Annotated in this window: 18 protein-coding genes; 10 read left to right on the forward strand and 8 right to left on the reverse strand. The window is 71.4% G+C overall.

What is annotated here, in order from left to right:
* Positions 1–11: 11 nt before the first annotated feature.
* Both sucC and BM204_RS00505 read right to left on the reverse strand, forming a co-directional pair.
* Positions 12–1,172, reverse strand: coding sequence for an ADP-forming succinate--CoA ligase subunit beta (sucC, locus tag BM204_RS00500; RefSeq protein ID WP_091109519.1), 1,161 nt, complete (start codon positions 1,170–1,172; stop codon positions 12–14).
* A gap of 150 nt (positions 1,173–1,322) precedes the next feature.
* Positions 1,323–1,664: a hypothetical protein gene (locus BM204_RS00505; protein ID WP_091109521.1), complete on the reverse strand. Its 342-nt coding sequence runs from the start codon at positions 1,662–1,664 to the stop codon at positions 1,323–1,325.
* Between the two features lie 363 nt (positions 1,665–2,027).
* On the opposite strand from BM204_RS00505, the gene BM204_RS00510 reads away from it, so the two are divergent.
* A complete protein-coding gene (locus BM204_RS00510) occupies positions 2,028–2,906 on the forward strand; it encodes a M23 family metallopeptidase (protein ID WP_218031113.1) in 879 nt (292 codons plus the stop codon).
* A 40-nt stretch (positions 2,907–2,946) separates the two neighbouring features.
* Here BM204_RS00510 and pcrA read toward each other — a convergent pair whose 3' ends face one another.
* Positions 2,947–5,370, reverse strand: coding sequence for a DNA helicase PcrA (gene pcrA, locus BM204_RS00515; protein ID WP_218031112.1), 2,424 nt, complete (start codon positions 5,368–5,370; stop codon positions 2,947–2,949).
* Positions 5,371–5,623: 253 nt separating this feature from the next.
* Here pcrA and BM204_RS00520 point away from each other — a divergent pair, with 253 nt between their 5' ends.
* The gene (locus BM204_RS00520) at positions 5,624–5,908 is read left to right on the forward strand and encodes a type IV toxin-antitoxin system AbiEi family antitoxin domain-containing protein (protein ID WP_256215516.1); all 285 of its coding nucleotides are present in this window, start codon (positions 5,624–5,626) and stop codon (positions 5,906–5,908) included.
* A gap of 5 nt (positions 5,909–5,913) precedes the next feature.
* Positions 5,914–6,639 carry a hypothetical protein gene (locus BM204_RS00525; protein WP_091109527.1) on the forward strand — a complete coding sequence of 242 codons (726 nt, stop codon included), beginning with the start codon at positions 5,914–5,916 and terminating at the stop codon, positions 6,637–6,639.
* Between the two features lie 78 nt (positions 6,640–6,717).
* On the opposite strand, the gene BM204_RS00530 is transcribed toward BM204_RS00525, so the two are convergent.
* From BM204_RS00530 to BM204_RS00550, 5 genes are all read right to left on the reverse strand, one after another.
* Positions 6,718–7,074, reverse strand: coding sequence for a hypothetical protein (locus BM204_RS00530; protein ID WP_091109529.1), 357 nt, complete (start codon positions 7,072–7,074; stop codon positions 6,718–6,720).
* A gap of 200 nt (positions 7,075–7,274) precedes the next feature.
* A complete protein-coding gene (locus BM204_RS00535; RefSeq protein WP_091109531.1) occupies positions 7,275–7,760 on the reverse strand; it encodes a universal stress protein in 486 nt (161 codons plus the stop codon).
* A gap of 3 nt (positions 7,761–7,763) precedes the next feature.
* Positions 7,764–9,194 carry an APC family permease gene (locus tag BM204_RS00540; RefSeq protein ID WP_091109533.1) on the reverse strand — a complete coding sequence of 477 codons (1,431 nt, stop codon included), beginning with the start codon at positions 9,192–9,194 and terminating at the stop codon, positions 7,764–7,766.
* Between the two features lie 82 nt (positions 9,195–9,276).
* Positions 9,277–9,948, reverse strand: a complete 672-nt coding sequence (locus tag BM204_RS00545; RefSeq protein ID WP_091109534.1) for a LuxR C-terminal-related transcriptional regulator — start codon at positions 9,946–9,948, stop codon at positions 9,277–9,279.
* Entirely contained in the window at positions 9,945–11,222 is a 1,278-nt protein-coding gene (locus tag BM204_RS00550; RefSeq protein WP_091109536.1) for an ATP-binding protein, read from the reverse strand. Before BM204_RS00550 ends, BM204_RS00545 begins: the two co-directional genes overlap by 4 nt.
* A gap of 144 nt (positions 11,223–11,366) precedes the next feature.
* Between BM204_RS00550 and BM204_RS00555 the strand changes: the two genes are divergently transcribed.
* The 7 genes from BM204_RS00555 (at position 11,367) to BM204_RS00585 (ending at position 19,561) form a co-directional block, all read left to right on the forward strand.
* Positions 11,367–12,632 (forward strand): PspC domain-containing protein, encoded by a 1,266-nt coding sequence (locus BM204_RS00555; RefSeq protein ID WP_091109538.1) that lies wholly within the window; start codon positions 11,367–11,369, stop codon positions 12,630–12,632.
* Complete coding sequence (locus BM204_RS00560; RefSeq protein WP_091109539.1) at positions 12,629–12,973, forward strand: hypothetical protein; 345 nt, start codon at positions 12,629–12,631, stop codon at positions 12,971–12,973. The genes BM204_RS00555 and BM204_RS00560 overlap by 4 nt, the downstream gene beginning before the upstream one ends.
* Complete coding sequence (locus BM204_RS00565) at positions 12,970–13,224, forward strand: PspC domain-containing protein (protein ID WP_091109542.1); 255 nt, start codon at positions 12,970–12,972, stop codon at positions 13,222–13,224. The genes BM204_RS00560 and BM204_RS00565 overlap by 4 nt, the downstream gene beginning before the upstream one ends.
* A 16-nt stretch (positions 13,225–13,240) precedes the next feature.
* A complete protein-coding gene (locus BM204_RS00570; RefSeq protein ID WP_091109543.1) occupies positions 13,241–13,801 on the forward strand; it encodes a YbaK/EbsC family protein in 561 nt (186 codons plus the stop codon).
* A 74-nt stretch (positions 13,802–13,875) separates the two neighbouring features.
* Complete coding sequence (locus BM204_RS00575) at positions 13,876–15,615, forward strand: ABC transporter ATP-binding protein (protein WP_246165781.1); 1,740 nt, start codon at positions 13,876–13,878, stop codon at positions 15,613–15,615.
* Positions 15,612–17,357 (forward strand): ABC transporter ATP-binding protein, encoded by a 1,746-nt coding sequence (locus BM204_RS00580; RefSeq protein ID WP_091109547.1) that lies wholly within the window; start codon positions 15,612–15,614, stop codon positions 17,355–17,357. Before BM204_RS00575 ends, BM204_RS00580 begins: the two co-directional genes overlap by 4 nt.
* Before the next feature lie 92 nt (positions 17,358–17,449).
* Complete coding sequence (locus BM204_RS00585; RefSeq protein ID WP_091109549.1) at positions 17,450–19,561, forward strand: acyltransferase family protein; 2,112 nt, start codon at positions 17,450–17,452, stop codon at positions 19,559–19,561.
* Positions 19,562–19,581: the final 20 nt, after the last annotated feature.

The raw sequence follows: 19,581 nt of genomic DNA on the forward strand, positions 1-19,581 counted from the left end.
GTCTAGAGTCCTTACGCGTTCGCGAGCTCGGCGGCCTTGTCGGCCGCTCCGTCCATCGTGTCGACCAGGGTGATCAGCGGGTGGTTGAGCTCGTCGAGGATCCGACGGCCCTCCTCCACGTTGTTCCCGTCGAGGCGGACGACGAGCGGCTTGGTGGCCTCGGCGCCGAGGATCTCCAGCGCACCCTTGATGCCGTTGGCGACCTCGTCGCAGGCCGTGATGCCACCGAAGACGTTGACGAACACGCTCTTCACCTGCGCGTCGTGGAGGATGACGTCGAGACCGTCGGCCATGACCTGCGCGTTGGCGCCGCCGCCGATGTCCAGGAAGTTGGCGGGCTTCACGCCGCCGTGGGCCTCACCGGCGTAGGCGACGACGTCGAGCGTCGACATGACCAGGCCCGCGCCGTTGCCGATGACGCCGACGGCACCGTCGAGCTTGACGTAGTTGAGGCCCTTGGCCTTCGCCTTGGCCTCGAGCGGGTCAGCGGCGTCCTTGTCCTCGAACTGCGCGTGGTCCTCGTGACGGAACTCGGCGTTCTCGTCGAGGGAGACCTTGCCGTCGAGCGCCTCGAGGACGTCGCCCTCGAGGCGGGCCAGCGGATTGACCTCGACGAGGGTGGCGTCCTCCTCGACGAAGACCTTCCACAGGTTCAGCACGAGGGTGACGGCCTGCTCGACCAGCACCTCGGGGAAGCCGGCCTCGGCGACGATCTCGCGGGCCTTGGCCTCGTCGACGCCCGTGCCGGGGTCGATCGCGATCTGCTTGACGGCGTCGGGGTTGGTCTTCGCGACCTCCTCGATCTCGACACCACCCTCGATGCTGGCGATGCAGAGGTACTGACGGTTGGCACGGTCCAGCAGGAAGGAGAAGTAGTACTCCTCGAGGATGCTGGCTGCCGGCGCGATCAGCACACGGTGGACGGTGAGGCCCTTGATCTCCATGCCGAGGATCGCGGTGGCGTGCTCCTCGGCCTCGTCGGGGGTCTTGGCCAGCTTGACGCCGCCGGCCTTGCCGCGACCGCCGGCCTTGACCTGGGCCTTGACCACGCACACCCCGAGCTTCTCCGCCGCGGCGCGAGCCTCGGCAGGCGTCGTGGCGACGATGCCGGGGGCACCCGGGACGTCGTGCTTGGCGAAGAGCTCCTTCGCCTGGAATTCCATCAGATCCACTGATCCACCGTGTCCTCGTATTTGAGCGGGCAGCCGTGAACGGCCGCGCGCCGTGCTTTGGGGTATCCCGGGCACCCTAGTCCCGCGGTGCCGCTCAGGACGAGACCAGCCCGACGTGATGCAAGGCATACGACTGACGGGTAACAAGCTTCAGCCCGGTACGTCGCGTGGCGGGGCGGCCAGGGCGGCCGCCACCCGGGCGGCCACGCCGGCCGCGCCGCGGGTCTCCACGACCAGCACGTCGCCGGCGCCTGCCCGGTCCAGGAGCATCCGGAGCGCGTCGAGGAACACGGCCGCGCGCCCGCCGGGGTCCTCCGCGCCCAGTGCCACCAGGAGGACGTCGGCGTCCTCCTGCACGACGCACGCGACGACCCGGTCCGGACGTTCCTCGGGACCGGCGTGGACCACCTCGTGACCGGCGTCGCGCAGCGCCCGGCCGGGTGCCACGCCCAGGTCGCCGATCCCGTGCTCGACGACGACGACGCGGATCATGCTGGCAGGCTAGATCACGCCTGGGACGCAGCGTCAGGGTGACCAGGACCACAGCACCGGCCGGCGGCGGAACGACGTACGGCCACGCCTGGGTGGTGCACAGGGACCCGGACGGGGATTTTCGGAGGCGTGACCTATCCGTTACAGTTCTTTGTTCCTGCGCTCGACCCCACGGGTTGGGCGCGCGTCAATGTCAGAGCCAACGTCCCTACGACAGCAGCGGAGACACCATTCATGGGCAACCACCGAGCGGATCGACGCCCCTCAGGACGCCGACCCTCGGTGACGGCCGGTACCCGCCGCGCTGACGCGGCAAACCCCGAGGTCACCCCCTACCTGGGCCGTCGCATCGCGATGAGGCCCGTGACCGTGGCCCCCGCCGTCGCCGTGACCGCGCCGCTGCCGATCCTGCTCGACGTCGTGGACAGCTCGGACCGACCGGCCCCTGCCGTCACCGCGGCTGGCAAGCGCCGGGCCGTCAGACACGCAGCCGGCCGCCGCAACCCCTTGCTCAAGGGTGTCCCGTCCGCGCCGGTCCTGCTCGGCATCGCCACGCTCGCCGTTGCGGTCGGCGGCGCGGTCAGCTCCGCCGGCGGACCCGACCTGGCCAGCAACGTGCCGGCCCAGCTCAGCGCCGCCAGCGCCCTCAGCGGGGCCAGCGGCACCGGCAGCGTCAGCACGCTGGAGCGCGAGGTGACGGTGAGCCGTGACTCGCGCCAGCAGGCCCTCGCCGAGTCCACCGACCCCGAGCTGGTCGAGGCCGCCGAGGCGCAGGCGAAGCAGCGCAACGCCGCCCTGGCGCAGTTCGCCGAGCAGGCGCAGGTGCAGGCCGACAAGATCGCCCTCAACCAGTGGGTCATGCCGCTGACGCCCGTGGTGCTCACCGCCCGCTACGGCGAGTACGGCCTCTGGGCCAGCTATCACACCGGCCTCGACTTCAACGGCAACACCGGCGATCCGATCATGTCGGTCGCCAACGGCGTCGTCACCTTCGTCGGCTACGACGGCTCCTACGGCAACAAGACCGTGGTGACGCTCGAAGACGGCACCGAGATCTGGTACGCCCACCAGACCACCCAGTCGGTCTCCGTGGGTGAGGTGGTGCAGGCCGGCGAGGTCATCGGCACCGTCGGCGCCACCGGGAACGTCACCGGGTCGCACCTGCACCTCGAGGTCCGCCCCGGTGGTGGCGACCCGGTTGACCCCTATCAGGCGATGCTGGTCCACGGCGCGGTCTTCTGACCCACCATCTGGCGGCGGACGCCCACGGCGTCCGCTCCGCTCAGAGCTTCTCCACCGGCGCGTAACGCAGCAGCAGCCGCTTGACGCCCTCGGAGCCGAAGTCGATCGAGGCGACGGTCTTGTCGGCCACCCCCTCGAGCGCGACCACCGTGCCCATCCCGAACGAGTCGTGGATGACGCGGTCCCCCGGCTCCAGGGAGGGGATCTCGCGCGCGGGCTTCGCCTTCGCCGCCGCGTCGGCGCGCGCCGCCGCGGTGGAGAAGTTGCGACGGCCCGCCGCGGTCGGGGTGCCCATGCTGGCCGGTGAGCCGCTGGCCAGATCGGGGCGCCCCCACCGGGTCTGTGCCGCCTCGGTGCGACGCCAGTCGACGAGGTCGATCGGCAGCTCGTCGAGGAAGCGCGACGCCGGGTTGTGCGAGGGCGCACCCCAGGCCGAGCGGACGACGGCACGGGAGATGTAGAGCCGGGTGCGCGCGCGGGTGACGCCGACGTAGGCGAGGCGACGCTCCTCCTCGAGCTCGGTCTGATCGCCCAGGGATCGTGAGTGCGGGAAGACACCGTCCTCGAGGCCGGTCAGGAAGACGACGGGAAACTCCAGCCCCTTGGCCGTGTGGAGGGTCATCAGGGTGACGACACCCTGGTCGTCGTCGTCGTCGGGGATCTGGTCGGAGTCGGCCACCAGCGCCACCCGCTCCAGGAAGTCTCCGAGGCCGGGGGCGACCAGGCCGGCGTCGACGTCGGCCGGGTCGGCGCTGGGACCCGCCACCGGGTCGTCGGAGAACTCGCGGGCGACGGCGACGAGCTCGGCGAGGTTCTCCAGCCGGGTGGCGTCCTGCGGGTCGTCGGAGGCCTCGAGCTCGGTGAGGTAGCCCGAGCGGGCGAGCACCGACTCGAGGATGACGTCGGCGCGCTCGTCGGCCTCGACCATGGACTGGAGCTCCTCCACCATCGCGACGAAGCCGCGGATGTTGGTGAGCGAACGGGTCGCCAGGCCTGGCGCCTGGTCAGCACGACGCAGCGCCTCCCAGAACGTCAACCCGTCGCGCTCGCCGAGGAGACCGACACAGGCGACGGCACGGTCACCGATGCCACGCTTGGGCGTGTTGAGGATGCGGCGCAGCGAGACCTGGTCGTCGGGGTTGCTGAGCATCCGCAGATAGGCGAGCGCGTCGCGCACCTCGCGGCGTTCGTAGAAGCGCACGCCCCCGACCACCTTGTAGGGCTGACCGGTGCGGATGAACACCTCCTCGAAGACCCGGGACTGCGCGTTGGTGCGGTAGAACACCGCGACGTCGCCGGCCCGCCCACCACCGTCGACCAGGGTGTCGATCTCCTCGGAGACGAAGCGGGCCTCGTCGCGCTCGTCGTCGGCGACGTAGCCGACGATGCGCTCCCCGTCGCCGGCATCGGACCACAGTCGCTTGGCCTTGCGGCCCTTGTTGTGACCGATGACCGAGTTGGCGGCGGTCAGGATGGTCTGGGTCGAGCGGTAGTTCTGCTCGAGCAGGATCGAGGTCGCGTTGGGGAAGTCCTGCTCGAAGTCCATGATGTTGCGGATGTTGGCGCCCCGGAACGCGTAGATCGACTGGTCGGCGTCACCCACGACCATGAGCTCGGCGGGCTCGACCCGCTCCGCGTCCTGCGCGAGCTCGGGGTCGTCCGCGCAGAGCTGGTGGACGAGGGCGTACTGCGCATGGTTGGTGTCCTGGTACTCGTCGACCAGGACGTGCCGGAAGCGTCGCCGGTAGGTCTCGCGCACCTCGGGGAACGCCTGGAGCAGGTGCACGGCCATCATGATCAGGTCGTCGAAGTCGAGGGCGTTGGCCTCGCGCAGCCGACGTTGGTAGAGCGTGTAGGCGGCGGCGTAGTGCTCCTCGACCTGGTTGTGGGTGTCGCCGGCGACCTCCTCGGGGTCGCGCAGCTCGTTCTTGTGGTTGGACACCCAGTGCAGGACCGGCCCGGGCTGGAACTTCTTGGCGTCGAGGTCGAGGTCCTTGATGACCAGGCCCATGAGCCGCTTCTGGTCGGCGGAGTCGTAGATCGAGAAGTTTGACTTGTAGCCGATCTTGTCGATCTCCTTGCGGAGGATCCGGACGCACGCGGAGTGGAACGTGCTCACCCACATGATCCGGGCGCGCTTGCCGACGAGCTCCTCGACGCGTTCCTTCATCTCGCCCGCGGCCTTGTTGGTGAAGGTGATCGCCAGGATCGAGCCGGGGTGTGCCTTGCGCTCGGAGATCAGCCAGGCGATGCGTCGGGTCAGCACCCGCGTCTTGCCCGACCCTGCCCCGGCCACCACCAGCAACGGCGTCCCGGCATGCTGCACGGCCGCCGCCTGCGGCTCGTTGAGCCCTTCGAGGAGCTCTTCACGTGTCGGACCGCGCCGCGTGGTGCGGGGCTCGTCGGGGTCGTGCCCGTCCATGCCGGGAAACGCGAACTGGGGGGCTGAAGACGGGGTGCTCATGCTGGGTCCCAGCCTACGTGCGGCCGCCGACGGAGGCGGCGTCGGAGGCATGTAACACGTCGTCTCCGTAACTACCCGGCCGTTGCGACGGTCTCGAGGATGGGGTCACGACGTGTTACACGTTCTCGACCGACCCCGCCTCCGGCCAACCGGCCCGCTCGCACCGCCTGTTTCCACAGGCCGCCGAGCGGGCGGGTTGGCGGACGCAGGGCTCGGGCAGGCGGGTCAGATGAACCCCGACGTCAAGGCCCACATGGCTCTCCAACAGAGACTCGTGACCCGTCGACAGGCGCTGGCCGCCGGGATGGACGAGGTCCAGGTCGACCGGCTCGTCAGGGCCGGCACGTGGATTGCCGTACGCCGTGGCGCCTATGCCGAGGCGGCCGTCGTCGCAGCTGCGGAGGAGGCGGGGTGGCGGGAGCGTCAGGTGCTCGCTGACCGGGCAGCGAGCCTGAAGATGATCCGGTCCTACGTGATGAGCCACGACTCGGCTGCACTCCTGCTGGGGCTGGCGACGCTGAGCCGCCGAAGCGGATGACGCACGTGACGAGACCGGGCCTCGTCGGCTCCCACGTCCGACATGACGTCAAGCACCACCTGGCGCCGTACGACGCCTCGCAGCTCGTCGTGGTCCACGACCGCTGGGTCCTCGACGCAGCACGGACGGCGGCCGACGTGGCGCGCGAGCACCCGCTCGCACACGGCGTGGTCGCCTTCGACTCCGCGTTGCGTCTCGGCGTGACGAGGGGTGCGCTCGAGGCCGCCGTCGAGCCGCACATGCGGTGCTGGCCACACGTCAAGCGGGTCCGGGTGGCCCTCGACCTGGCTGCGGTCGGCGCGGACAACCCCGGCGAGACGCTGGCGCGGTTGCTGGTCAGCGAGCTCGGCTTCGGCAGGCCGGAGGCGCAGTTCGGACTGACCGACGGGCTCCGCACGGTCTTCTGCGACCTGCGGATCGGTCGGCACGTCTTCGAGTTCGACGGGCGGCTGAAGTACCACCGGGTCGAGGACGGCGGTGTCGCGCTGGTCTCGGCAGACGACGTGGTCTGGCGCGAGAAGCAGCGGCAGGACTTCATCTGCGGCTTCAAGCTGGGCATGTCGCGGATCGTGTGGGACGACCTCTGGGGGACGCGCCGGGAGCAGGCCTTGGTCCGGATGCGACGTGAGGTCACGGACACGGTCGCTCGTTTCGGCTCGGCCACCGACGACCTCACGCCCTTCCGAGCCCGAGTTTCCCGCCCCGGCCAGGACCCTCATCGAGCCGCGTGACCACCCGTTGCCTAGACCCCTTGACGAAGCCCGGTCTCGTAGATGAGGTGACGACGTGCTACATGTCGGCGTCCGGCCTCAGGTGTGGGCCGGCGACCAGAGCACTGCCACCGCGATGTTGATCACCGACAGCGCGATCAGGCCCACCCAGAGGCCCGGGGGGATCCGCTCCTTGCGCATGTTGGCCATGACCAGCACGAGCAGGACCAGGCCGATGGCGAACTTGACGCCGATCTTGGCGTGGTTGACCGGGTCGTCACCTGCCTCCAGGACCCCGACAAGGGCGAGCCCTGCGAGGAAGGCGGTGCCGGCGCCGTCGCGCATGGCGGAGTTGACCGACCTCTCGGGCGTTCCTGCCTGCACGACGAGACCGCCGAAGAGTGCGGCGAAGCCGAGGATGTGGATGATCAGCAGGACGAGGCGCACGGTCTCCATGCGCGCAGACTAGTGCGCTCCGCACGGCCCGCGCGTCAACGACCCGTCGCCGTGCAGTGGTGGTGGTCCGCGAGGCTCTGGAAGTCGCCACCCCACGTCGCCGCGCTCGTACTACCCCGTGCGGTCCGTGGTGGAGCAGCCCGGCAGCGCCACGGTCAGCACGAGAGGCAGGAGTCGACGGAGCACCAGGCCAGTGGCGGCTAGCTCTTCCTGCGGGCCCGGGGCGCCTTGGGGGGTCGGGGCGCAGGACGCACGACCAGCACCGGGCATGGGGCGGAGTGCTGGACCCGCTGGGCGGTGCTGCCGAGCAGGACCGTGTCGCTGAGGCCGCGGCCACCCGCGGCGACGACGACCAGCCCGGCGTCGTACAGCTTGGCGGCCTTGATGATCTCGCTGGCCGGCGAGCCGCTGCGGATCCTGGTCTGCACCTTGGGGCCCCACCCGTCGAACTCCTGGGCGACCACGGCCACAGCGCTCTCGGCGGCGTCGCGGAAGGACAAGGAGTCGAGGTCGGCGCGGGGTTTGTCCTTCGGGGCCAGGTCGTTGGCGAACGCCACGGCCGCCAGCGGCCGGATGACGGCGACGACGGAGACCGTGGTGATCTTGGCCGGGTCCGCGAAGGACTTGAGCTGGCGGGCGGCGGCGAGCGACTGGCGCGAGCCGTCGGTGGCGACGATGACGTGCATGGCTCAGATCTCCGTTGTCGTGGGGTCGGGGGTCCGTGCGCCGGTGCCCTTGCTGCCGAACAGGTATTCGGCGAGGAAGAGCACGAAGCCAACACCCAGAAGGCCTGCGCACCAGATGAGGGAGTGGGGGTCGTCGTAGACCGTGAAGAAGAGGATCGCCACGTTGCCGACCAGCCCCACGAAGAGCAGCGGGGTGTTGGCACGGAAGAACGGCTGGTCCTCGTCCTGTCCGCGCAGCTTGAGGCAGGCGACGATGACCAGGGCGTAGATCGCCAGCAGCAGCACGACGGTGACCGTGGCGAGACGACCGACGAGGTCGATGCCGCCGCCTGCCTCCGTGACCAGGGTGCCGATGACCAGCAGTGACCCGACGACGGCACCGGAGAAGATCAGGCCGACCCAGGGGCTGCGGCGGGTCGGGTGGACCTTGGCGAACACCGCGGGCACGACGTCCTCGCGGGCCATGCCGTAGAGGACGCGGGGCTGGGTGACGATCGTGACCAGGGTGGTGTTGGTGATCGCGATCAGCGCGATGATCGAGAACAGCGTGCTCATGAACTCCGTGGAGAAGGGCAGGATGCCTGCCTCCACCACCTCGAGCAGGGCTGCGTCGGAGTTGGCCAGCGTCTCGGTCGGCACCGTCAGCGCGGCGGCCATGGAGACGAGGACGTAGACCACACCGGCCACGATCATGCCGCCGACCAGTGAGCGCGGGAACGCCTTGAAGGGATCGATCGTCTCCTCGGCGACGTTGGCGGTGTTCTCGAAGCCCGTCATGGCGAAGAAGGAGAAGGAGATGCCGGCCAGGACCGCCAGTGCGGGGCTGCCGTAGTCGCCCGAGGTGTCAATCTGGGTCAGGACCCCGAAGTCGGCGTCGCCCTGGCCGATGTAGACGATGCCGATGACGAGCACGATCACCAGCCCGCCGACCTCGACGAAGGTCATCACCATGTTCATCCACACCGACTCCGTGATGCCGATGAAGTTGACGACCACCAACAAGGCGACGAAGACGATGGAGACCAGCAGGGCCGGAGGGCCGGACCAGAGCGTGTCGAAGTAGGAGGCGAACCCGACCGCCAGCGAGCCCGACGCCGCCATGCTCGCGGCCAGGAAGGACACGGTGATGAGGAAGGTGAGCGGCCGGCTGCCGAACGCCTTGTTGACGTAGAGCGAGGCGCCTGCGGCCCTCGGATACTTCGTCACCAGCTCGGCGTACGCCGACCCGGTGATCGCCGCGACGGTCACACCGAGGGCGAAGGCGATCCAGAAGGCGCCGCCCACGGCCGCGGCGACCAGTCCGATGAGGACGTAGATGCCGGAGCCGAGCACGTCGCCGAGTGTGTAGAAGAAAAGCAGGCGGCCGGTGATCGACCGCTTGAGCTCCCCGTCCTCTTCAGGCTCTGCCGTCGTGTCGGGGGTCGCTGTGCTCACAAGAGCCTCCTGGGTCGTCTGAACGGTCCGGGCTCGCCTACCCACAAGGGTGAGGTCGCAAACACGCTGTGGACCCGCGCGCTCAGAGCAGGCGACGGTCGGAGGCCCACCTGGTGAGCTCGTGGCGCGAGGAGAGCTGGAGCTTGCGCAGCACCGACGACATGTGCGTCTCGACGGTCTTGATCGAGATGAAGAGCTCCTTGGCCACCTCCTTGTAGGCGTAGCCTCGGGCGATCAGCCGCATCACCTCCCGCTCGCGCTCGGTGAGCCGGTCGAGGTCCTCGTCCACGGCCGACACGTCGATCGACCCGGCGAAAGCGTCGAGCACGAAGCCGGCCAGGCGTGGCGAGAACACCGCGTCACCGTCGGCGACCCGCTGGATCGCGGAGACCAGCTCGGGACCGGTGATGGTCTTGGTGACGTAGCCGCGGGCACCGCCGCGGATCGTGCCGATCACGTCCTCGGCAGCGTCGCTGACCGACAGCGCCAGGAACGACGTGGTGCCCCGCAGGGCGGGCGGCAGGCGGCGCATGACCTCGACTCCCCCACCACCCGGCAGGTGCACGTCGAGGAGCACGACGTCGGGGTGGTGCGCGAGGACCGCCGCAAGTGCCTCGTCGACGTCGGCGGCCTCCGCCAGCACCTCGATGTGCCCTGCTCCTACGGTCGCCAGCTCGCCGCGCACGCCGCTGCGGAACATCGCGTGGTCGTCGACGATCACGACCCGGACCGGTGTCGTCCTGGGCTCGGTCATGAGTGCTCCTCCTGGGTGGGTCGCGGCAGGTGCAGGCGCACCTCGGTGCCCTCGGCGTCCGATCGGACGTCGGCCGAGCCGCCGTGGCGCTGCATCCGGTCCATGATGCTGTGCCGTACGCCGTGACGGTCGCCCGGCACCTGGTCGAGGTCGAAGCCGGGCCCACGGTCACGGACGAAGACGTCGACGGCCGCGGCCGTCACCTCGGCGTAGACGTCGACGCGGCCGACCCCGGCGTGCTTGGCAGCGTTGGTGATCGCCTCGCGCGTCGCTGCCACTGCGGGGCGCAACGACTCGTCCATGGCGCAGTCGCCCACCGTGACGACGTCGACGGAGATGCCGTGGACGTCCTCCACCGCGGCCGCGACGCCGCGCAGGGCGCTGGCGACGCTGCTCTCGTCGAGGGACTCCCCGGAGTAGAGCCAGGCGCGGAGGTCCCGCTCCTGCGAGCGGGCGAGGCGGGCGACGGTGGCGGCGTCACCGGGGTTCTTCTGGATGAGCGCGAGGGTCTGCAGGACCGAGTCGTGCAGGTGTGCGGCGACATCGGCGCGCTCCTGGGTGCGCACCCGCTCCGAGCGCTCGGCGGTGAGCTCGGAGGCCAGTCGGAAGACCCAGGGCCCGATGACGATGCCCAGACCGACGACCCCGAGGAGCGCCGCCACGGTGACGTCGCGCGCGATCGACAACGAGCCGCCGCGCACCGAGAAGAGCAGGACCGCCAGCACGATCAGGCCGCCACCGGCGAGCAGGCGCGCGTAGGCAGCCCAGCTCCCGTCACCGAGCACCACGCGCACGGGGTCGATGCGTCCGGTCGAGTCGAGCCAGCGCTCACGCTGCGCCTCGTCGGCCTGCCGCCAGAGCAGTGCGACACCGACGGCGCCGATCACCAGCGGCCACAGCCAGCCACCGCGACCGACGACCGCCTCGAAGAGCAGCACCGCACCGACGCCGAGGGCGAGCAGCGCGATGACCGGACCGAGGTCGGTGAGCCGGCGCATCCGGCTGGGGCGGCGCCCGCCGCGGGACGCGCTCTCGAGACCGGGCGCCTGCGCCGTGAACTGCGGCTCGGCGGGAAGCATCAGCCACAGTCCGGAGTAGAGGCCGACCCCCAGTCCGCCCAGCGCCGAGGTGGCCACGAAGAAGGCGCGGACCCAGAGGACGGGGAGGCCCAGGTGCCGCGCCAGACCGCCGGCCACGCCACCGATGATCGGCTCGTGAAGGTCGCGGTGGGCGCGGCGCGCCTCGGGAGGCGTCGGTGCGGCGGCGGTGCTCATGTCAGGGTCAATCGTCACACACGGGAGGCCCCCGACCCATGAGGGCGAACCCCGGCTCCACCCTGAGTCCCTGAGCGGTCGGCGGCGCCAGGACCAGGGTCGTCCCCGATGGTGCGCGACGCCCCCGGGCACCAGAGTTGAGGCATGACCACGACCCCGCCAGACGCACCCACCGGCCCACCGCCCGGATCCCCACCGGGCCCGGGCGACGGCCCGCCGCAGGGCCCCCCGCACCAGGGCCCCCCGGACGGACACCAGGACGGACCCCACGAGGGACCCCGTGTCAGCCGTGACCAGGTCCGCGACCTCGGCCGCCTGCGCCGCTCGGCCTACGACCGCAAGGTCGCCGGCGTCGCCGGGGGTCTCGCCCGGCACCTCGATGTCGACCCCATCATCCTGCGCGTCGGTTTCGTGGTGCTCGCCTTCTTCGGCGGCGCCGGGATCCTGCTCTACGGCGCCTGCTGGCTGCTCGTGCCCGACGAGGGCAGCGGTGACGCAACGGTGCGACTGGATGAGCGCAGCCGCTCAGTGGCCCTGATCATCGTCGGGGCGCTCGCGACGCTGGCCCTGCTCGGCGACTCCCTCGGCGGCTTCGGCTTCCCGTGGCCGCTCGCCATCATCGGGCTGGTCGTGCTGCTCATCGTGTCCAACCGTGGCCAGGACTCCCGCCGGCAGGCCTTCGCGGCCCAGCCGACCTACGCCGCGCCGCAGCCGGTCGCCTACGGCCACCCGTCGTACGCCGCCGTGCCGCAAGCCTTCACCCCCGTCGCACCCGCGCCGCTGCCCCCGCGCCCCCGCAACCCCAGGCGCCGCGGGCCGATCCTCTTCTGGTTCACGATGGCGTTGAGCGCGCTCGGCATCGGGGTGCTCGGCATCCTCGACCTGGCCGGCGCGCCGATCCACGGCGCCGCCTATCCGGCGCTGGTGCTGGCGACGACCGGCATCATGCTGCTGGTCGGCGCGTTCTACGGCCGGGCCGGAGGCCTGATCCTCGTGGGCCTCATGGCGGCCGTCGCAACGCTGGGCGCCACGGCAGCACAGGAGGTCGATGCCGCCCAGATCGACGTCGTACCTCGCAACGCCTCGCAGCTCGAGGGCACCTACCAGCTCTTCGCCGGCGAGATCGTGCTCGACCTCAGTGACGTGGAGGACCTGGAGGCCCTGGACGGACGCACCGTCCGGGTGGAGAGCGTCTTCGGCAGGATCGAGGTGATCGTGCCCGACGGCCTCGACGTCGACGTCCGGTCGGCCATCGACGGCGGTGGTCACAGCGAGCTGTTCGGCGGCGACACCGACGGCTCCGACTCCCGCTTCCACGACGGCGGCGACGACGCCCCCGTCCTCGTGCTCGACACCCAGGTCGTCTTCGGCGAGATCGTCGTCGACACCGAGGAAAGGCTCACCCGATGAGTGACACCGGCAACACCGCCCTGTCGACCGTGCCCGCGCCGGCACCCGAGCCCGAGTCCGGCCGCCACCCGGTCAACGTCGGCCACCTGGTCATGGGCATCGCCTTCGTGGGCCTGGCCTTCGTCTGGGCCCTCGTGCAGTACGACGTGGTGGAGGGTCGCGACATCCGCTGGCTGCTGCCCGTCCCCTGGGTGCTCGCCGGCGCCGCGGGCCTGGCGGCCAGCGCGGTGACCGGCACCCGCCGGCACCAGAAGCACCACGCGGGCTGGGTCGGCCAGCCGGCGACCCCCACCGCCGCACGGCCACCCGTCCCGTCCGACTCCCAGGAGGAGCAGTCATGACCGACCCCACCGCTCCACAGGCCCACCCCGCACACCCCGCACACCCCGCACAACAGGTCGGCCCGGGCCCGCGCCGGCTCGTCCGCGACCGCGACGACCGGATGCTCGGTGGCGTCTGCGCCGGCCTCGCGCACTACCTCGGCGTCGACGTCACCCTGGTCCGTCTCCTCACCGTGCTGGGCGCGATCTTCAGCGTCGGCTCGGTCGCGCTCGCCTACCTGGTGGCGTGGATCCTGGTCCCCGATCGCTGAGGCGCGTCCTGGGCCGATGCCGCAGGATGGGGCCGTGGACCTTCCCAGCCTCGGCACCCTCCGGACCCTGCCCGCCGCCGACCACCCGGAGCTCCTCGCTCCGAGCGTGGCGGCGGCGTTGGCGTCCTGGCTCCACGGCGACCGCGTGGCGGTCGCCGAGATCGACCCGGACCTCGCCGACACGGCGGCCTTCTCCGAGGCCTATGAGGTCCCGCTCGGGGCCAGCGCCAACTGCGTGCTCGTCGCGGGTCGCCGTGACGGCCAGGAACGCATCGCCGCCTGCCTGGTCCGGGCCGACACCCGGGCCGACGTCAACGGCCTCGTCAAGCGGCTCCTCGACGTGCGCAAGGCCTCCTTCCTCCCGATGGACCGCGCGGTCGAGGAGTCCGGCATGGAGCACGGTGGCATCAACCCTGTCGGCCTCCCGCCCACCTGGCGCCTGCTCGTCGACGCGCGGGTGACCGAGGTCGACGTGGTCCTCGTCGGCTCCGGCGTACGACGGTCCAAGCTGCTGCTGCCCGGCTCCACCGTCGCCTCGCTCCCCGGCGCGGAGGTCGTGGAGGGCCTCGCCGGCTGAGGCTCCCCCCGGGCCGGCGCGGGCTTTCGTAAACCGTTCGCGCCGACCCCTCGATGCTCCGTACCCTGGGACGAGTGCGCCTCCTCCCTCTCGACCACCCCGGGACCGCCGACCACCGGTCGCCGGGACGCTTCCTGTGGTGGCTCGCGCGTGGCCAGTCGAAGACCCTCGCGGGCGGCATGTTCTTCGGCATCGTCTGGATGAGCGCCCAGGCCGTGATGCCCGCGGTCATCGGTCGCGCGATCGACCGCGGCGTCGCCGACAAGGACGGCACGGCACTGATGCAGCTCGCCGGGCTGATGCTGCTGATCGGCCTGGTGCAGGCGGCCAGCGGGATCATCCGCCACCGTTTCGCGGTCACCAACTGGCTGATCGCGGCCTACCGCACAGTCCAGCTGGTCGCCCGTCACACGGTGCACCTCGGCGGCGCGCTGCCCCGCAAGGTCTCGACCGGTGAGGTCGTCGCGATCGGGACCAGCGACATCTCCCACCTGGGCCAAGTCATGGACGTCTCCGCCCGCTTCGCCGGCGCGGTCGTCTCGTTCTTCCTGGTCGCGGCGATCCTGCTCCAGACCTCGGTGACGCTCGGGCTCGTCGTGCTGCTCGGCGTGCCGCTCCTGATGCTCCTGGTCGGCCCGCTCCTCTCGCCGCTGCAGACCCGCAGCGCGCGCCAGCGCCAGCTCATGGGCGAGCTCTCCAACACCGCCACCGACATCGTCGGCGGGCTGCGGGTGCTGCGCGGGATCGGTGGGGAGCAGGTCTTCCACGACCGCTACCGCCGCGAGAGCCAGACCACCCGACGAGCCGGTGTGCAGGTCGCCAAGATCCAGTCGTTGCTCGACGCGCTCCAGGTCTTCCTCCCGGGCCTCTTCGTCGTGGTGATCGTGTGGCTCGGCGCCCGCTACGCCGTGAGCGGTCGCATCACGCCGGGTGAGCTGGTCGCCTTCTACGGCTACTCCGCGTTCCTGATGATCCCGCTGCGCACCGCCACCGAGTTCGCCAACAAGGTCATCCGGGCCCGGGTGTCCGCCCGGCGCGTGTGCAAGGTGCTGTCGTTGACCCCCGACGTGACCGAGCCCCTCGACCCGGCTGCTGCTCCCGCGCCCCTGGCCGAGCTGCGCGACGCCCGCTCGGGCCTGCGGGTCCGCTCGGGCACGATCACCGCCCTGGTCAGCGAGCAGCCCGACGACACCGCCGACCTGGCTGACCGGCTCGGCCTGTGCGCCGCCGAGGTCGACGACGACGTCACGCTCGGCGGGGTCCCGCTGACGCAGCTGCCGCGTGCCGACGTACGCCGCCGCATCGTCGTCTCCGACACGAGCGCGGCGCTCTTCTCCGGGCGCCTCGCCGACCGGCTCGACGTCACCGGTCGCGCCCGCACCACCGGGGACCTCGAGCGTGCCCTCTTCACCGCTTCCTCCGACGACATCATGGACGCACTGCCCGACGGCCTCGACACCGTCGTCACCGAGCGCGGTCGCAGCTTCTCCGGTGGCCAGCGCCAGCGCCTCGTGCTCGCGCGCGTGCTCACGGTCGACCCCGAGATCCTGGTGCTGGTCGAGCCCACCTCAGCCGTCGACGCGCACACCGAGGCCCGGATCGCCTCCCGGTTGCGCGCGCACCGCTCGGGACGCACGACGCTCGTGGCCACCTCCAGCCCGCTGATGCTGGACGCCGTCGACGAGGTGGCCTTCCTCGAGGGCGGCGTGGTCGTCGCCACCGGCACCCACCGCGAGCTGCTCGACACCCACGCGCGCTACCGCGCGGTCGTGACCCGTGAGACCGAGCTCGTTCCCGCGGGCGGTGACGCATGAGCACGACGCTGCCGATCGCCGGGCCCGGCGCCATGCGCGCCTACGTCGGCGTGCTCGTACGACGCCACCCCCGGCTCGTCTGGGGCGCCCTCGCCCTCCACGTGCTCGCCGCCCTCGCCGGGCTGGCCGCCCCGCGGCTGCTCGGCGGGCTCGTGGAGAGTGTCGAGAACGGCACGACCACCGACCACGTCGACTCGATCATCGGCCTGCTCGCGCTCTTCCTGATCCTCCAGACGGTCGTCACCCGCTACGCGCGCTACGTCAGCCAGGTGCTCGGCGAGCAGGTCCTGGCCGAGCTCCGCGAGGACTTCGTCGGCAACGCGCTGGCGCTGCCCGTGGGTGTCGTGGAGTCCGCCGGCTCCGGTGACCTGCTGACCCGCACGAGCCGCGACGTGGAGCAGCTCGGCTGGTCGGTGCGCTGGGCCCTGCCGGAGTGGACCATCGCGGTCATCACCGCGATCCTGACCTTCGCCGCCGCCCTGAGCGTCGGCTGGTGGGTCGGGCTGCCGTGCCTGCTCGGCATCCCACCGCTGGTCGTCGGCCTGCGGTGGTACCTCGCCCGCGCCAAGGACGGCTACCTGCGCGAGAGTGCGTCGTACTCCGCCATCAACGCCTCGCTCACCGAGACCGTCGAGGGCGCCCGCTCGGTCGAGGCGCTCGGGCTGGGGCAACAGCGGATCGAGGCGATCGACGACGACATCCGCGGGTCCTACACCGCCGAGCGCTACACGCTGTGGCTGCGCACGGTGTTCTTCCCGAGCATGGAGCTCAGCTACCTCATCCCAACGGTTGCGACGCTGCTCTTCGGCGGTTACCTCTACACCCAGGGGCAGGTGTCGCTGGGCGACGTCACGACCGCGGTGCTCTACGTCCAGATGCTCATCGACCCGGTGGACCGCATCGTGTCGATCCTCGACGAGCTGCAGATGGGTGCCGCGTCGCTGTCGCGGCTGCTCGGCGTCGCGCAGGTGCCCGACGACCGGACCGCGACCGGCGAGGTGCCCGACGGCGAGGCGATCGACGCGCACGACGTGCGGTTCTCCTACGTCGAGGGACGCGACGTGCTGCACGGCGTCGACCTCTCGGTGGGGGTGGGCGAGCGGATCGCGATGGTCGGCCCGTCGGGCGCGGGCAAGTCGACGCTCGGCCGGCTGCTGGCCGGCATCCACCCGCCCCGCACCGGTGCCGTGACCGTCGGCGGGGTCGGTCTCGTGGACCTGCCGCTGCAGGACCTGCGCGGCCACGTCGCGCTCGTGACCCAGGAGCACCACGTCTTCGTCGGCACCCTCCGGGAGAATCTCGCGCTCGCCGCGCCTCCCGGTGCCACCGACGACGACATCCGCGCGTCGTTGGACGCCGTCGACGCGCTCGACTGGGTCGACGGCCTGCCCGAGGGCCTCGAGACGGTCGTCGGCTCCGGGGGCCGCGCGGTCACGGCCGCCCAGGCGCAGCAGATCGCGCTGGCCCGCCTGGTCCTCGCCGACCCCCACACGTTGGTGCTCGACGAGGCGACGTCGCTGATCGACCCCCGCGCGGCCCGGCACCTCGAGCGCTCGCTCGCCGCCGTGCTCGAGGGCCGCACGGTGATCGCCATCGCGCACCGCCTGTTCTCGGCGCACGACGCCGACCGGGTCGCCGTCGTCGAGGACGGCGTCATCGCCGAGCTCGGCTCGCACGACGAGCTGGTCGCCGCCGGTGGGTCCTACGCCGCGCTCTGGGACAGCTGGAACGGTGGCCGCTGACCGCCGTACCCCCGCCTGAGCGTCCCCAGTTCTGAGGAAACGGCCTCGTCGTTTCGTCGTCCTGGGGTGCGCTTGTTAAATTCGTCGCGATCATGGACCAGACGAGCGCGCCCCTCCAGCCGCGCAAGCCGGGGTTCCGCGAGGACGTCCAGGGCCTGCGCGCCGTCGCGGTCCTCACCGTCATCGCCGCCCACGCCGGCGTCGCGTTCTTCCCCGGCGGCTACGTCGGGGTCGACGTCTTCTTCGTGATCTCCGGCTTCCTGATCACCCAGCTGCTGGTCACCGAGGCCTCGCGCTCGGGTCGGGTCTCGCTGAGCGGCTTCTACGCGCGCCGGGCCCGACGGATCCTGCCTGCCGCCAGCGTCGTGCTCGTCGCGACCGTCGCCGCCTCGGTGCTCTGGATGAGCGTGCTCGAGGCGATCGACCTCGCCAAGGACGCGCTCTGGTCGGCGGTCTTCGCTGCCAACGTGAGGTTCGCCCAGCAGGGCGTCGACTACTTCTCGGCCGAGGCCGCGCCATCTCCGCTCCAGCACTACTGGTCGCTGGCCGTCGAGGAGCAGTTCTACCTCGTCTGGCCCCTGCTCGTCGGTGCCGTCGTCTGGGTCGTCGCCCGCCGTCGTACGACGGAGGGCCGGTCCTCCCGCGTCCTCCGTGCCCTCGTCGTGACCATCGCCGTGATCGGATCGGCGAGCTTCGTGTGGTCGTTGGTGCGCACCGGCGCCGAGCCGCAGTCGGCCTACTTCTCCACCTTCACCCGCGCCTGGGAGCTCGCCGTCGGCGCGGGCGTCGCGCTGGCCGTGCACGCCGGTCGCACCCTGCGCCACCGCCGCGGCGCCGAGGTCCTCGTGTGGGGTGGCCTGGCGGCGATCCTGGCGGCCTGCCTGGCCTTCGACGAGACCCTGGCGTTCCCGGGCTATGCCGCCGCGCTGCCCGTGCTCGGCACCGCCGCGGTCCTCTACGCTGGCGCTCACGCCGACGTGACCACGAGCGCCGGGCGGCTGCTGTCCGTGCGCCCGATGCGCGTCGTGGGCGACTGGTCCTACTCGCTCTACCTGTGGCACTGGCCGCTGCTGATCGTCCCGCCGACCGCCCTCGGGCGCGACCTGCGTCCCCTCGAGGTCGTGCTGCTCGTGGCGCTCGCCTTCGAGCTGGCCTACCTCACTCACCGCTTCGTCGAGCAGCCCTTCCGCACGCGCCGCATCTCCGCGCGACCGCGCCGCGCGCTGATCCTCTACCCCGTCTTCCTCGGTCTCGTGGGCTCCACGGCCGGCGCCGGCTGGGCGTGGTCCGACTACCGCGTCAGCGAGCACGGCGACACCCCGGCCATCACGACCAGCCAGTTCGGGATCACCGACGACGGTCCCGAAGCCCTCGTGCAGGCCTCGGTCCTCGCCGCCCAGTCACGCCAGGCAACGCCCAGCGACCTGACCCCCGACCTGGTCGACCTCGAGGACGACCTCGCCGACGTCGGCGACTGTCTCTACGAGGGCGGCACCGCCTGGGAGCTGTGCCCGCAGGGTGACGACAACGGCGACAAGACCCTGGTCGTCATCGGCGACTCCCACGCGCGGGCCTGGATCCCGGCCTTCGACCAGATCGCCGCACGGTCGGGCTACCGCGCCTTCTACCTCGTCAAGGCCCAGTGCAGCGCCGCCCTCGTGGACCCCTCCGAGGCCTTCACCGGCGACCCGTGGCCCGAGTGCGAGGAGTTCCACCGCTGGAGCGAGGAGCAGATCGGTGAGCTCGACCCCGAACTGGTCGTCATGACCTCCTCGGCACCGATCACCGGCCTCTACTCCGAGGGCCGGCGGCTGCGCAGCATGGACGACATCGCCGGCGAGCTCGGCGTCGGCCTGGCCGACATGTTCCGAGCCTATGCCCCGCTCACCGAACGCCTGGTGATGCTGGTCGACGTGCCCCGGCTCTCCCTCGAACCCGGCGTGTGCCTGTCCACCTTCGGATCCGACCTCGGTGACTGTGCCCTCCCACCCGACGCGACCGGCGCCCGCATGCGGGACCTGACGGTCGACGTCGCCACCGACGCCGGCATCGAGGTCATCGACCCGGAGACCTGGTTCTGCGCCGATGGCCTGTGCCCCACCGTCGTGGGCTCGACGATCGCCTACCGCGACCGCGGCCACATCACCTCGACCCGGGCCGCCGAGCTGGCCGAGCCCCTCGGCACCGCGCTGGGGATCTGGTAGCTCCCCAACACCTGAGCCTC

Origin of the sequence: Nocardioides psychrotolerans (assembly GCF_900113685.1) — a bacterium.
Classification (GTDB): Bacteria; Actinomycetota; Actinomycetes; order Propionibacteriales; family Nocardioidaceae; genus Nocardioides; species Nocardioides psychrotolerans.

Bases quoted from the DNA above. Each gene is read 5' to 3' on its own strand.
- BM204_RS00505 (WP_091109521.1), bottom strand. From the start codon at position 1,664: ATGATCCGCGTCGTCGTCGTCGAGCACGGGATCGGCGACCTGGGCGTG.
- pcrA (WP_218031112.1), bottom strand. From the start codon at position 5,370: ATGAGCACCCCGTCTTCAGCCCCCCAGTTCGCGTTTCCCGGCATGGAC.
- BM204_RS00520 (WP_256215516.1), top strand. From the start codon at position 5,624: ATGGCTCTCCAACAGAGACTCGTGACCCGTCGACAGGCGCTGGCCGCC.
- BM204_RS00530 (WP_091109529.1), bottom strand. From the start codon at position 7,074: ATGGAGACCGTGCGCCTCGTCCTGCTGATCATCCACATCCTCGGCTTC.
- BM204_RS00535 (WP_091109531.1), bottom strand. From the start codon at position 7,760: ATGCACGTCATCGTCGCCACCGACGGCTCGCGCCAGTCGCTCGCCGCC.
- BM204_RS00545 (WP_091109534.1), bottom strand. From the start codon at position 9,948: ATGACCGAGCCCAGGACGACACCGGTCCGGGTCGTGATCGTCGACGAC.
- BM204_RS00550 (WP_091109536.1), bottom strand. From the start codon at position 11,222: ATGAGCACCGCCGCCGCACCGACGCCTCCCGAGGCGCGCCGCGCCCAC.
- BM204_RS00555 (WP_091109538.1), top strand. From the start codon at position 11,367: ATGACCACGACCCCGCCAGACGCACCCACCGGCCCACCGCCCGGATCC.
- BM204_RS00560 (WP_091109539.1), top strand. From the start codon at position 12,629: ATGAGTGACACCGGCAACACCGCCCTGTCGACCGTGCCCGCGCCGGCA.
- BM204_RS00565 (WP_091109542.1), top strand. From the start codon at position 12,970: ATGACCGACCCCACCGCTCCACAGGCCCACCCCGCACACCCCGCACAC.
- BM204_RS00570 (WP_091109543.1), top strand. From the start codon at position 13,241: ATGCCGCAGGATGGGGCCGTGGACCTTCCCAGCCTCGGCACCCTCCGG.
- BM204_RS00580 (WP_091109547.1), top strand. From the start codon at position 15,612: ATGAGCACGACGCTGCCGATCGCCGGGCCCGGCGCCATGCGCGCCTAC.
- BM204_RS00585 (WP_091109549.1), top strand. From the start codon at position 17,450: ATGGACCAGACGAGCGCGCCCCTCCAGCCGCGCAAGCCGGGGTTCCGC.